The organism is Actinoplanes sp. NPDC051346 (genome assembly GCF_040682215.1).
GTDB lineage: Bacteria > Actinomycetota > Actinomycetes > Mycobacteriales > Micromonosporaceae > Actinoplanes.
The window spans coordinates 245,755-258,137 of sequence record NZ_JBFBAJ010000004.1 but is presented as its reverse complement, the minus strand read 5'-3'; the positions used below and the strand labels follow the sequence as shown (position 1 = coordinate 258,137).

13 protein-coding genes are annotated in these 12,383 nt (G+C 72.5%); 8 read left to right on the top strand and 5 right to left on the bottom strand.

The window, feature by feature from the left end:
- Positions 1-262: 262 nt before the first annotated feature.
- The 5 genes from AB0M36_RS12445 (at position 263) to AB0M36_RS12425 (ending at position 4,075) form a co-directional block, all read left to right on the top strand.
- Positions 263-1,342 (top strand): helix-hairpin-helix domain-containing protein, encoded by a 1,080-nt coding sequence (locus AB0M36_RS12445; RefSeq protein ID WP_364155798.1) that lies wholly within the window; start codon positions 263-265, stop codon positions 1,340-1,342.
- Positions 1,343-1,516: 174 nt separating this feature from the next.
- The gene (locus AB0M36_RS12440) at positions 1,517-2,227 is read left to right on the top strand and encodes an energy-coupling factor ABC transporter permease (protein WP_364155797.1); all 711 of its coding nucleotides are present in this window, start codon (positions 1,517-1,519) and stop codon (positions 2,225-2,227) included.
- Entirely contained in the window at positions 2,224-2,577 is a 354-nt protein-coding gene (locus AB0M36_RS12435) for a PDGLE domain-containing protein (RefSeq protein WP_364155795.1), read from the top strand. Before AB0M36_RS12440 ends, AB0M36_RS12435 begins: the two co-directional genes overlap by 4 nt.
- Positions 2,577-3,338: a cobalt ECF transporter T component CbiQ gene (gene cbiQ, locus AB0M36_RS12430; RefSeq protein WP_364155794.1), complete on the top strand. Its 762-nt coding sequence runs from the start codon at positions 2,577-2,579 to the stop codon at positions 3,336-3,338. The genes AB0M36_RS12435 and cbiQ overlap by 1 nt, the downstream gene beginning before the upstream one ends.
- A complete protein-coding gene (locus tag AB0M36_RS12425; protein ID WP_364155793.1) occupies positions 3,335-4,075 on the top strand; it encodes an ABC transporter ATP-binding protein in 741 nt (246 codons plus the stop codon). The genes cbiQ and AB0M36_RS12425 overlap by 4 nt, the downstream gene beginning before the upstream one ends.
- A gap of 6 nt (positions 4,076-4,081) precedes the next feature.
- Here AB0M36_RS12425 and AB0M36_RS12420 read toward each other — a convergent pair whose 3' ends face one another.
- Entirely contained in the window at positions 4,082-4,606 is a 525-nt protein-coding gene (locus AB0M36_RS12420; protein ID WP_364155792.1) for a LytR C-terminal domain-containing protein, read from the bottom strand.
- A 148-nt stretch (positions 4,607-4,754) separates the two neighbouring features.
- On the opposite strand from AB0M36_RS12420, the gene AB0M36_RS12415 reads away from it, so the two are divergent.
- Positions 4,755-5,087, top strand: a complete 333-nt coding sequence (locus tag AB0M36_RS12415) for a hypothetical protein (RefSeq protein ID WP_364155790.1) — start codon at positions 4,755-4,757, stop codon at positions 5,085-5,087.
- Positions 5,088-5,106: 19 nt separating this feature from the next.
- Here the strand turns inward: AB0M36_RS12415 and AB0M36_RS12410 are convergent, their stop codons facing one another.
- Positions 5,107-7,716 (bottom strand): CHAT domain-containing protein, encoded by a 2,610-nt coding sequence (locus AB0M36_RS12410; RefSeq protein ID WP_364155788.1) that lies wholly within the window; start codon positions 7,714-7,716, stop codon positions 5,107-5,109.
- Between the two features lie 78 nt (positions 7,717-7,794).
- On the opposite strand from AB0M36_RS12410, the gene AB0M36_RS12405 reads away from it, so the two are divergent.
- Positions 7,795-9,105, top strand: coding sequence for a S8/S53 family peptidase (locus AB0M36_RS12405; RefSeq protein ID WP_364155787.1), 1,311 nt, complete (start codon positions 7,795-7,797; stop codon positions 9,103-9,105).
- Between the two features lies 1 nt (position 9,106).
- Here the strand turns inward: AB0M36_RS12405 and AB0M36_RS12400 are convergent, their stop codons facing one another.
- The 3 genes from AB0M36_RS12400 to AB0M36_RS12390 form a co-directional block, all read right to left on the bottom strand.
- Complete coding sequence (locus tag AB0M36_RS12400) at positions 9,107-9,622, bottom strand: hypothetical protein (RefSeq protein ID WP_364155786.1); 516 nt, start codon at positions 9,620-9,622, stop codon at positions 9,107-9,109.
- Positions 9,623-9,674: 52 nt separating this feature from the next.
- Positions 9,675-10,268 (bottom strand): sigma-70 family RNA polymerase sigma factor, encoded by a 594-nt coding sequence (locus AB0M36_RS12395; protein ID WP_364155785.1) that lies wholly within the window; start codon positions 10,266-10,268, stop codon positions 9,675-9,677.
- Positions 10,269-10,383: 115 nt separating this feature from the next.
- On the bottom strand, positions 10,384-11,580 hold the full coding sequence (locus AB0M36_RS12390; protein ID WP_364155784.1) for an acyltransferase: 1,197 nt from the start codon (positions 11,578-11,580) through the stop codon (positions 10,384-10,386).
- Positions 11,581-11,707: 127 nt separating this feature from the next.
- Between AB0M36_RS12390 and AB0M36_RS12385 the strand changes: the two genes are divergently transcribed.
- A complete protein-coding gene (locus AB0M36_RS12385; RefSeq protein WP_364155782.1) occupies positions 11,708-12,370 on the top strand; it encodes a response regulator transcription factor in 663 nt (220 codons plus the stop codon).
- Positions 12,371-12,383: the final 13 nt, after the last annotated feature.

Sequence of the window (12,383 nt, the reverse complement as noted above, 5' to 3'; positions counted from 1 at the left end):
TTCTGGCGGCTGCCGGCCGGGCACACGCATCGACGGGCTCACTCTTCCGACGGATTCCCGCCGGTCGAACTGACCGAGTTGGTCGCGTCCGGCGGGCTTCCGGGTGGCGAACTGACCGGATTGCTCACCGTCCGGACGGATTCCCTGCTGGGCGACCTGGGACGGGTGTGACGGGATCGACGGCGGTTCGCCTGTGGGGCTGGTGGGCCGCTCCCCTATGATGCGCGCTACATCCGCATCTGAAGTCGTCCGGAGGCAAGTCGTGGCATCGTTCCTCTACCTCGTTGCCGGGTTGGTGGTCGGTGTGCTCGCCGGCTGGCTGTTGCGAGGGCGCCAAACCACCGCAGCCCAGCATGGCGCGGCAAGCACTTCCACGCCCGCCAACCCCGAATCCGTCACCACGGCAAGCTCCGCGGAGGCGGCGCCCGCCGTCCTCGCGACGCCCGCGCCCGCCGAGCAGGAGCTCGCCGACGCGCCCGCCGAGCACGACCCCGCGCCCGAGCACAAGCTCGCCGCCGAGCCCGAGCTCGCCACCACAACCGAACCCGAGCACAAGCTCGCCACCACGCCCGTCGAGCACGAGCTGGCGCCGGTCGAGCACGAGCTCGCGGCCACCGCGCCTGCCGAGCAGGAACTCGCGCCCGCCGATAAGGAGGGGCCTGACTTCTCCACCACGGCCGAGCCGGAGCTCACCCCCGCCGAGGAGCCGGTGGCCATCACCACCGAACCGGCCACCCTGGAGTCCGAGTCCCCCGCCACCGTGACAGAGCCGGCCGCGGATCTCTTCACTCCCGCTTCCGCCGCCGCGAAACCGGCACCTGCCGCGGACGTGGTGGCAGAGCTGGAGCCCGCCGCTCACCCGGAGTCGGTCACGACCGAGTCCGCCCCGGAACCGGTCCTGGTAGCCGAGCCCCTCACCACGGCCGACCCGGAAGCGGGCTCCGACCACGAGCCGACGGCCACAGGCTGGCCGGGTGCCGCCGACCCGGCCGTGGAGCCGGCCGCCGACCCGGCCGTAAAGCCGGCCGTCGACCCAACCGTCGAGCCGGCCGTCGACCCAGCCGTCGAGCCGGCCGTCGAGTCCGAGCCGCTCGCCGTGATTCCGTCGCAGAGCGGCCCGGTGGACGCCGAGCCCGTGCAGGAGCCGGACGACCTGACGAAGATCGCCGGCATCGGCCCCAAGATGGCGATGGCCCTCGCGGCCGGTGGCATCACCACCTACGAGCAGCTCGCCAAGGCCGACGCGGTGGCCATCCGGGCCGCGATCACGGCGGCCGGGATGCGTCCGGCGTCGAGTCTGAACGCCTGGCCCGAGCGGGCTCGGGCGCTTACGGTCCGCTGACGTTCCACCCGCTCTCCGCACATGCCCGTCCGGCTTGCCGGGCGGGCATGTGCGTTACCTGATCTTGAAAGTCGGGCCTACCCGGGACCCGCCTCTGTGACGTAGTTGCCAAGACTATGCAACAGCATCATGTGCCCAATATGCTTGCCGCCAGTTCCAGACCCGGGAGGCACGATGAACATTGTGGCGATGCACATCGCCAACGGGATCGTGGACGGGCCGGTGTCGGCCCTCTTCGCCGCCTTCGCCGCCGGCGCGCTGGCGTTCTGCGTGTGGCGGGCGCGGGCCGATCTCGACGACCGTCTGGCTCCCATGGCCGGCCTCGTCGCCGCCTTCATCTTCGCCGTGCAGATGCTCAACTATCAGGTCGTTCCCGGCGTCTCGGGCCACCTGCTCGGCGGCACCCTCGCCGTCGTCCTGGTCGGACCGTGGGTCGGCGCGCTGTGCGTGACGACCGTGCTGATCGTGCAGTGTCTGCTCTTCGCCGACGGCGGTCTCACCGCGCTCGGGCTCAACATCACCAACATGGCGCTGCTCGGCGCCGCCGCCGGCTATCTGCTGGTGGCGGGCCTGATGCGGGTGCTGCCGAAGACCCCGGCCGGGGTCGGCGCGGCCGCCTTCGTCGCCTCCGTGATCGGCGTCGTGATCGCCTCGCAGGGTTTCGTCCTGCAGTACTGGATGGGCGGCACCACCGAGCTGTCGCTGCCCGCGGTCGCCGGCACGATGGCCGGGATGCACACCCTGATCGGCATCGGCGAGGGCCTGATCGCCGCCACCACGGTCGCGACCGTCGCCCGCGTACGGCCGGATCTTGTCTATGCCCTGCGCCGGTTCCGCACGGCGCCCGTCGTCGAGCCGGCTCTGGTCGCCGGAGGTGTCCGATGAGCAAGCGACTCGGGTGGTTCCTCGCCACCGGTCTTCTCGTGGCCCTGCTGCTCGCCGGGGTCGTCAGCGCCTTCGCCTCCGGCAGCCCCGACGGGCTCGACGCGACCGCGCGCCAGGGCTGCACGTTCAACGCCGACGACGAGATCACCGGCGGCACGTGCATGCTCCAGAAGGAGCAGGAGCACCAGCTCGCCGGGAGCCCGCTCGCCGACTACGGCATCCGTGGCCTCGGCGAGGGAGCCCTGTCGACCGGGCTCTCCGGCGTGCTCGGCGTGCTCGTCACGTTCGGGCTCGGCGGCGGGATGTTCTGGCTGGCCCGGCGGCGTACGAGGACGGAAGTCACCTCCTAGTGGGAGCCGGTCACGCCCACGTTCTGCACCTGAACCGGTCGAGTCCGGTGCACCGGCTCGCGCCGGAGGTGAAGATCCTCGCGATGCTGCTGTTCACGATCGTGGTGGTGGCGACGCCTCGCGAGGAGTTCGCGGCCTTCGGCGGGTACGCCCTGCTGCTCGCCGCGGTCGCCGCCGTCGCACGGGTGCCGGCGTTGTGGCTGGCCAAGCGCGCCGTCATCGAGCTGCCGTTCGTGCTGCTCGCGGTCTTCCTGCCGTTCGCGGGCCACGGCGAGCGGGTGGAGTGGCTCGGCCTGTCGCTGTCGGTCGAAGGCCTGTACGGCGCGTGGAATATCGTCGCCAAGGGCACGCTGGGGGTGCTGGCCTCGCTGCTGCTCGCGGCGTCCACCACGATGCGGGACCTGATCCTGGGGCTCGACCGGCTGCGCTGCCCGGCCGTGTTCACCCAGATCGCCACGTTCATGCTGCGCTATCTGGACATCCTCGCCGACGACGCGCGGCGGATGCGGATCGCCCGGCTGTCGCGCGGCTACGACCCCCGGTTCCTCTGGCAGGTGAAGGCGTTCGCGGTGAGCGTGGGATCCTTGTTCCTGCGAGCGTACGAACGGGGTGAAAGGGTCTATCTGGCGATGGTGTCGCGCGGCTACGACGGGCGGATGCCCCGACCGGACGGAGGCGGCGCGACCGCGGCGCAGTGGGCGCGGTCGGCGACCCTTCCCGTGGCCGCCGCCGCGATCGCCGTGGTGGCGGTGCTGCGATGAGCCTGCGGATCGCCGGCCTGACGTACGCGTACCCGGACGGCAGTGTCGCCCTTCGCGGGGTCGACCTGGAGGTCGCCGAGGGTGAGCGCGTCGCCCTGCTCGGCCCGAACGGCGCCGGCAAGACGACGCTGGTGCTGCACCTCAACGGCGTGCTGCACGGCGGCGCGGGCACGGTCGACGTCGGCGATCTGCGGGTGGAAGCCCGCGACCGGGGCCGGCTCGCCGAGATCCGTCGCCGGGTCGGCATCGTCTTCCAGGACCCCGACGATCAACTGTTCATGCCGACGGTCGCCGAGGACGTCGCGTTCGGCCCGGCCAACCTGGGCCTGCGCGGAGCCGAGCTGCACGAGCGCGTCGACGAGGCTCTCGCCGCGGTGGGCATGACGGCGCATCGCGACCAGGTGCCGCACCACCTGTCGTTCGGACAACGGCGACGGGTCGCCGTTGCCACGGTGCTGGCGATGCGGCCGCAGCTGCTGGTGCTGGACGAGCCGTCATCCAACCTGGACCCGGCCAGCCGGCGGGAGCTGGCGGAGATCCTCGAGCGGCTTCCGGTGACCGTGCTGATGGTCACGCACGATCTTCCGTACGCGATGCAGCTCTGCGCCCGCTCGGTGATCCTCGACGGCGGCCGCATCGCGGCCGACGGGCCGACCGCCGCCATCCTCGCGGATGAAGATCTGCTGCGCGCGCACCGGCTGGAGCTTCCCTACGGCTTTCATCCGGTACGTCCTTAGCACGCTTCACGTGGTCGGGGCGCAGGCTCCGGGTGGCAGGTCGGCCTCGCCGAGGATGCCGTGCGCCTGGTTCACCTGGGTGGTGGTGCCGAGCTCCCGGTAGTACGTCCCGATCACCACGTCGACGACGGCACCTTTGCGCCGGGGATCGTAGGCGGGGGTCGCCTTGCCGAGGAAGTAGGCCTGCACGAGCTGGGCCGCTCCCACGCCCTCCGGGCCGTAGCGCAGCACCGCCACGTCCTTGACGAGCTTGGGGTTCTTCGCCGGCTTGCGCACGTTGAACCTGCGGTTGGCGAAGTCGTCGGACACGCCGAAGCCCAGGTCGGGCGTCTCGGTGCCGTTGAAGACCTTGACGGTCACCTCGTGCGGCCCGGCCGGAATCCGGAGGTTGGCCACGGGCGCCCCGGCCGGGCAGCCGGCGGCGACGGCGGCGCCCTGCGAGTCGCGGACGACCGCCAGGACGACGACGACAGCCGCCGCTACGACGAGGACACCGACGAGAATGAGGGCCCGGACCCGCGTGAAACTCACGGAGTGCGACGCTACCGTGCGCCCGCAAGCGGCCCCGCGTGGAGAGGAGGCGGGCAAGCGGGTGCGGTCGTCACGGCCGACCTGGCCTTCCGGGGAACGAAATGCATTTATCATGGGCATTTCGGGGCAGAGGTAGGGCGGGGGCGCCATGACGCACGCACAGCCGGAGTTGCCGGTGCCGGAAGAGCTGGAATGGGCGCTGGACGAGGCGAACAAGGAGGTCGTGGCCATCGCCCCCGGTTGGTTCCGGGCCTGGCCGTCCGGCGACGAGCGGTGGTCCGCGGTCAACGTCCGTGCCGCCACCCAGGTCATCGTCAACCACAGCCGGGAGGACGACCGCCATCCGAACAGTTGGACGGTGCGTGCCCTGTTCGGCGACAAGGCGGTCGAGCTGCGGGTCGGGCCGTACGACAACAAGGCCCAGGCCATCTGGGTCGCGAACGCCATCCTCAGCATCGCCTTCAGCAACGAGCGCCGCTGAAGACCCCCGATCCGCTGAGTCAGCCCGGTCCGAAGGCGGTCAGGCCGCACCAGGCCACATATTCCTCGGGCCCTCCCCCGGCGGACAGCGCCTGCCGCGCGTGCCACACCGCCGACGCCAGTGAGTCGCCCCGGGCGATCCGCTCGTGCAGCACCGCCATGCAGCCCACGCTCGCGCCGTCGGGGATCGGCAGGTCGGTGGCGGCGATGCCCGCGCTGCCCTGGGACATCATGGCGCCGACGAAGCCGAGGACCTCGTCGCCGCCGTACGCGCGCTGGGCGCCCGAGTCGCAGGAGGCCAGCACGACCCGGTGCGGCGCGACCCCGCGGGCCAGCATCTCGTAGAGGGTGAGCCGACCGTCGCTGAGCTCGAGCGCCGAGAAGAGCGGGCTGTCCGAGCGGAACAGGCCGTGGCAGGCGAGGTGCGCCAGGTCGGCGTCCTTGATCAGGTCGACGGTCGCGTCCACGGTGCTGTCCGGCGGCGCCAGCGTGCGGGCGTCGGGGTGGGCCGCGGCGACCGCCTCCGCCTCCTCGAGCGCGCAGGGCAGGTCGGGGCCCGCGACGACCGCGACCCGGGCCCGACCGTCGGCGTCCGGTGGGCCCTTGGGCAGGGTGCGGCGGGCCCGGGCCCAGAGCGCCGCCGACGGCGTCACGGTCGTCGGTGCGCGGTGCAGGGCCGACCACGGTACGCCGGGGATCCGGGCCGACGGCACCACGACCAGCGGCACGTCCGCCGGCACGCCGATGGGCGTGACCAGCAACCGGGTCAGCGCGTCGACGGCCTCGGCGGCCGCGGCGAGGGCGACCGCGACGAACCGGGTGCCGTGCAGCAGCCTGCGCAGACCGAACATCAGCGCGGCGGCTTCCTGCCGGATCGGTTCGGCGGCGCCGAGTTCGACGAGGCGCAGGCGGCGCGGTTCCACCACGACCGCGAGCAGGCGGTCGTCGGTCACGGCGTACTCCACGAGCCATTCGCCGTTCAGGGCGCGGCGCAGTTCCACACCGCGGGCCGGGTTCGCGGCGATTGTGCCGGGTTCTTCGCGGGTCCAGGACCGGCGCCGGATGCGTGCCTCGAGCGCGCTCTGCCGGGCTAGCAGGGTGGCCGGCTCCTCGCCGCGTTCCAGTCGGGCGACCCGCAGCTCCTGGGCGATGCCGCGCAGGGCGATGACGTCGGAGTCCACGCCGGTGGCCGGCGGGTGCACGCGCAGCAGCGCGGCGGCGCGGGTGCGTTCCAGCCATTCGAGGACGCGGGACGGTGAGCCGGTCGGGAGCAGGTGGCGCAGCCCGGCCTCGCCCAGCTCGGTGCCGTGGCCGGAGGCGAGCACCCGCAGCTCGAGCGAGGGCAGGGCGGCCCGGTGTCGGGCGAGGTCGCGCAGGCCGCGGGCGCACTCGCGCAGGACGTCGCCGGATCCCTCGGCCTCGGCGAGCAGGACCCGGGCCACCCGGCCGCGCAGGCGGACGAGCAGCGACTGTCCTTCGGCGACCTCGCTCACGGCGGTCAGCTCGGCGCGGGCGGACGCGCGCCGGCCGAGTGCCAGGGCGGCCCGGCCGGCCGCGAGATGCCCGTACGCCGCCTCGGCGCGCAATCCCTGGTCGCGCAGGGTCGCCGCCGCCGTACACAGCCGGCGCAGCACCTCGGGCGAGTAGCCGTCGCGGGCCGCCAGGGCCTCCGCCTCGGTGACCGTCGCGCGGGCCGTCCAGGCCGGGCGGCGCTGGCGGCGGAAGTCGCGTCCGGCCTCCTGGGCCTCGGCCAGGGCGGTCGCCGCGTCGCCGAGTTCGAGGGCGAGGCCGGCCACGCGCAGCCGGGCCTCGGCCGCCATGAGTCGGGCGCCGTGGCGTTCGAAGTCGGCCGCCGCGGACCGGGCCGCGGCCATGGCCTCGTCGAGCAGCCGCAGGTCGCGCAGGACGTCGGCGTATTCGAGGCGGTGTTCGCCGAGCGGCAGTCCGGCCGCGGCGTGCAGCCGGCCGGCCTCCTCGAAGTGGCGCACGCTCTCGGCCAGCCGTCCGGCGTGGAAGGTGGCCCAGGCCCGGCTGTCCGCGATGACGGCCGGCAGCTGGGGACCCAGGTCCCGGGCGAGGATCGCCGCCCGATCGAGGTGCTCGAGGGCTTCCTGCGGGCACCCGAGCAGGGTCTGCGCGTTCGCCAGGTTGTTGGCGGCCTTCACCAGCACGATCGGCGGACACTCCGGGTCGGCGAGCAACTCCCTGTACGCGTGGGCGGCGGCGACGATCCGGCCCCGGTTGTGGTCGAGGATCGCGAGCTGCAGCCGCAGGTCGGGGCGGTCCGCGGGCTCGATCAGGGGCTCGGCGCGGCGCAGGTCCCGGGCCGCGGCGTCGTGGTGGCCCAGCTCGTGCAGGGCGACGGCCCGGGTGACGAGCAGTTCGCCGAGGCGGCGGGAGAGCCCGTGACGCCGTGCCGTGCGGACGCCACCGTCGAGCAGCTCGCGGGCGCTCTCGTTGTCGAGCCTGGCGTGCCGGGACCACGCCACGGCCCGCAGGGCGATCAGGAGCGCATCGACGTTCGTACCAGCCCGGGTCCGCCGGAGGGTTACTTCTGCCGCGTTCGCGTATCTAGCCGGATCGCGCAGAACTCTCCGGTAAGCGGCGTCGGCCTCCGCCCGTAGGCTCACCTCTGTGTCCACCTGGCACCGCCCGAGGTTGAGGCGAGGAAGTCGACGTCAGCGTACCGACGGACAGGGGGGAAATCCATGACCATCGCCGAACGTTGGCCGCTGCCGGACACCCGTACCTCCGAGCAGCTCGCCCACGACCAGGAGGACGTCGAAAGGCAGGTCACCGTCCTCGCCAGCGCGCAACAGGACATCGTGGAGCGGATCCGCGTGCGCCGGCGAGAGGCGGGTGATCCGTTCCTCGTGGTGACCACCGAGGACGAACGTACGGCGCTCACCGCCGAGCAACTCGTGGTGGACGCGGACGAGGAGCAGCGGGGGCGGCTCGGCACGCTGCTGCCCAACTGGGACCCGGACGACCGCACGGGGGCCAGCGGTCGACGGCGCCGGACCCGCGTCCTGCGCTGCCGGACGAGCCGGACCGCGCGGGAGTTGCGCGCCGACGCGAAGCGGCTGCGCGAGCATGGCATCACGGCCACCGTGAACCTGCTCGTTCCGCTCGGGTACGTGATCAAGGGAAAGTCGTATCCGGGCGTCACCGTCGCCCCCGGCCCGTACTCGCCGAACGGCGCCCACGCGCCGGTGCGGGTGGCCATCGTCGACACCGGACTGACCGACCAGGGCCGCTCCGACGCGTGGGACACGGGCCTGGTCCGCAACGGCACCGACGAGCTGGACGTGGTGGCGCCGAGGAACCGCATCGACTGGTTCGCCGGGCACGGCACCTTCGCGGCCGGGATCGTCCGGCAGATCGCACCGGACTGCGAGGTCGTCGTCTACCGCTTCACCGGCCCCGACGGTCTCGGCACCGACGAGGCCGCGGCCGACATGCTCATCCGGGCCGCCGACGACGCCGCGGGCCGCCGGCTGATCATCAACGCCTCATTCGGCGCGCCCGCCGTGGACGGGGTGGCGCCGCTGGCGATGCGGGAGGCGGTGGAGTACATCAACGCCACGTACCCGAAGGCTCTGATCGTCGCCAGCGCCGGCAACGACGGCGCGGACCTGCCGCTGTACCCGGCGGCGTACCCCGGGGTGAAGGCGGTCGGTGCGCTGAACGCCGACCTGAGCCCGGCGGTGTTCTCCAACCGCGGGTCCTGGGTGCACTGCTCGACGGTGGGTGTGGGCGTCGTCTCCACGTTCGTCGAGGGCCTGCTGCCGCCCGAGGAGGACATGGGCGACGACATTGGTTTCGGCAGCGACGCCTGGGCGACCTGGAGCGGCACGTCGTTCAGCGCGCCGCAGATCAGCGCGGCCGTGGCCGCCCTCTGCGGTGAGGACGAGGCGCTGACCCCGCACGCCGCGTTCGACCGGCTGATCGGGCCGTGTCCACCGCTGGCCGACTTCGGCAAGGTCGTCCACCTGCTGCCGGGAACCCCGCTGCCCTGAGTCAGACGAGGGTCCACTCGGTGGTCACGACCGGTGCCCCGGATCGGCGGCAGGTCAGGCTCAGTGGCCCCGGAAGCACGTCCTCGACGACGAACAGGCCCCGCCCGTCGGCGTCGACCCGGCGGGCTTGCGGGGCCGCGGGCTGGCGTACCTCGATCCGGGCCGGTCCTTGCGGGGCGAGGTGGCCGGTCAGCCGGCGGCGTGTGCCGAGGAATTCCACCTGTACGGCGATGACCACCTCGTCGTGGCCGTGCGGGCCGACGACCTGGAAGGTGAGCTGACGTGGCTGCGGCGCGGTGCCCGGATCGCGGACGGCGACGGCACGCCGGTGCACCGCGGCGTCGCAGGCGGACTCGGAGTCCTCGACCAGGGCCGCGAGCTCGGCGTCGAGAGCGCGCAGACCGAAGCTCTGCCGGGCCAGCTCCACCAGGGGCTCCGGCGGCGCGTCGACCCGGGCGAACAGGTCACCGAGACGGGTGAGGAGGCGTTCGTCCGCGGGATCGTACGCGTCGTTCACGGTGACTCCTCGGGCCGGTGGGAAAACGGGTTGCGTGGCGTAGCCATCGCTGTCATGAATCGCCGTCGGCGTCTCCGATACCTTCTGTCAGGAATCGGCGCAGTTGGGCCAGGCACCTGCCGCGGGTCGGCCCGAGGCTGCCGATCGGCATGCCCAGCGCGGCCGCCGCCAGCTCGTACGAGGGTCGCCCGCCTTCGGCCTCCACCACCAGCACCCGGAGCACGTCACGGCACCGGCGGCTCAGCCGGCGGAAGGCCTGCCACAGCTCGGCGTCGCGGTCGGCGACCAGGAACGGCGCCGCCGGATCGTCGGCGGGGTCGCCGGGGCGGTCGGCCAGCCACGTGTCGTCGACCGGCCGGGCGCGGCGGGCCCGCCGGATCACCGCGAGGGACTCGTTGCGGCAGGTCGTGCCGATCCAGGCGCCGAACTTCGCCGGGTCCCGCAGGGAGTCGAGGTTCTCCAGGACGCGCAGCCAGGTCTGCTGGAAGACGTCGGCGGCGTCGGCGGGGGCGAGTCGGTGCACCCGGCACACCGCCCAGACCCGGCCGCTGTAGCGCCGGACGATCTCGTCCCACGCCTCGGAGTTTCCCGCGGCAGCCCGGCTTACCAGCAGTGCCATCTCGTCGAGCGGCCCACCGTCACTCATCCTCGCGCCTCCGATGGGGTGCTGGCGAAACCCGCGGCCGCACTCCGTCCACCCATCGGCGGCCCTGGATGTCGCCTGAGCTTCACCATAGACCAAGGGGCCGCGAGCTGCGCACCTACCGTTTGGTGGCGGCGTTCTCCCGCAGCTCGGTCCACGACCTCAGTTCGGCCAAGGCGAGGTCGCGGCGGCGGGGAATGGTGCGGGGCCCCGGGACGGGCGAGTGGGGGCGTGGCGCGGCGGCCCGGATGGTCTCGATGCCACCCCGCAGCGCGTCGCGCATCCGGGGGCCCAGGGGGCGCTCCACGAGCCGGTACACCAGCCAGGCCGGGATCAGCATGATGATGACCGTGCCGGCGATGAGGACGCCGAGGCTCAGGCCGGTGTGCTCGTACCCGTACCGAATGATGATGTATCCGATGCGTTGGTGCAGCAGATAGAAGGGGAAGGTCAGCGCGCCGGCGAGGGTCAGCCACCGCCAGTTCAGCCGGTCGGTGTGGCCCAGCGCGATCAGAAGCAGGACGCCGTAGCTCACGGTCACGATGACCACGGCCGGCAGCAGGGCGACCTTCCAGCCGGGATCGAGCCGGACCCGCTCGCTCAGGCTGAAGAGGCTGACCAGCCAGGTGAAGCCGAGCATGGCCCAGAGCAGCGGCGTGGTCCCGAAGCGGCGCATCAGATACATCGTGATCCCGGCGACGAAATACGGCGCGTAGTGCCGAACCGTCAGCATGGTGAAGACCTTGTTGTCGACCGCCGGTGCGATCGTCGCGGCGATCATCCAGACCCCGCAGAAGATGACCGTACGCCGGTAGGTGATCCCGGGTACGACGACGAAGACGGCGAACAGCAGGTAGAACCGCAGCTCGCTCCAGAGCGTCCAGTACACGCTCTCGACCCCCGGCACGCCCAGGGGCTCCTGGAACATGGTGAAGTTGAGAAGGATCTCCACCAGCGTGTGGTCCGTGTACACCGGCAGGTAGCCGCCGATCGGGAACATCATCGTCACGGTCACGGTCAGCGCGACGCAGACCCAGTACGCCGGGTAGAGGCGGGAGGCCCGCGAGACGAAGAAGTCGCCGAGGCCGCGGCCCCAGCTGCTCATGCAGATGGCGAATCCGCTGATCATGAAGAACAGCTCGACGCCCAGGAACCCGTACACGGTGACCTTGGCGGCGTTCGGCAGGAAGTACACCGGGACGTGCTCGCCGTCCACGTGCCAGAAGGTCGTGTAGTGGTAGACGGCGACGGCGATGGCGGCGACCAGGCGCAGCCCGTCGAGCGCTACCAGCCTGCGCGGCGCTGTCTCCGGCACGTCCTGACCTCCTCGCCGCTCGCGGGCCCACGATGGGGCGTGGTGGAGATCCTCGGCCGCGTCCGGTGCCGTGCCGGTGAAGCGATTCTTGACGCCGGCCTTAGCTTTCGCCTGACACACTCGTGCGGTGCGAGTGCTGGTGGCGGACGATGAGCGACTTCTGGCGGACACCGTGGCCGAGGGGCTCAGGCGCCTCTCCATGGCGGTCGACGTCTGTTACGACGGCGACACCGCGTTCGAGCGGATCAGCGTCAACCGTTACGACGTGGCGGTCCTGGACCGGGACATGCCCGGGCGCACCGGCGACCAGGTGTGCCGCTGGGTAGCCGACACCGGGGACGTGGACACCCGGGTGCTGCTGCTGACCGCCGCCGCCGGACTGCGCGACCGGGTCGAGGGCCTGGGCCTGGGCGCGGACGACTACCTGACCAAGCCCTTCGCCTTCGCCGAGCTGGCGGCCCGCGTGCAGGCCCTCGGGCGGCGGTCGACGCCCGCGGTGCCGCCGATCCTGGAGCAGGAGGGGATCGTCCTCGACGTCGCCCGCCACGTGGCCACCCGCGACGGGCAGGTACTCAACCTGACGAACAAGGAGTTCGCCGTCCTGCACGTGCTGCTGGCCGCCCGCGGCGCGGTGGTGAGCGCCGAGGACCTGCTCGAACGGGCGTGGGACGAGAACGCCGACCCCTTCACCCACGTCGTGCGGGTCACCGTCATGAACCTGCGCAAGAAGCTCGGCGATCCGGCGGTCGTGCACACGGTGCACCGCTCGGGCTACCGCATCGGCGGATGACGGTGGGCCCGGC

Excerpts from the sequence above, each read along its gene's own strand:
- AB0M36_RS12415 (WP_364155790.1), top strand. The coding sequence starts at position 4,755 with ATGACGCACGCACAGCCGGAGTTGCCGGTGCCGGAAGAGCTGGAATGG.
- AB0M36_RS12435 (WP_364155795.1), top strand. The coding sequence starts at position 2,224 with ATGAGCAAGCGACTCGGGTGGTTCCTCGCCACCGGTCTTCTCGTGGCC.
- AB0M36_RS12440 (WP_364155797.1), top strand. The coding sequence starts at position 1,517 with ATGAACATTGTGGCGATGCACATCGCCAACGGGATCGTGGACGGGCCG.
- AB0M36_RS12405 (WP_364155787.1), top strand. The coding sequence starts at position 7,795 with ATGACCATCGCCGAACGTTGGCCGCTGCCGGACACCCGTACCTCCGAG.
- AB0M36_RS12425 (WP_364155793.1), top strand. The coding sequence starts at position 3,335 with ATGAGCCTGCGGATCGCCGGCCTGACGTACGCGTACCCGGACGGCAGT.
- AB0M36_RS12395 (WP_364155785.1), bottom strand. The coding sequence starts at position 10,268 with ATGAGTGACGGTGGGCCGCTCGACGAGATGGCACTGCTGGTAAGCCGG.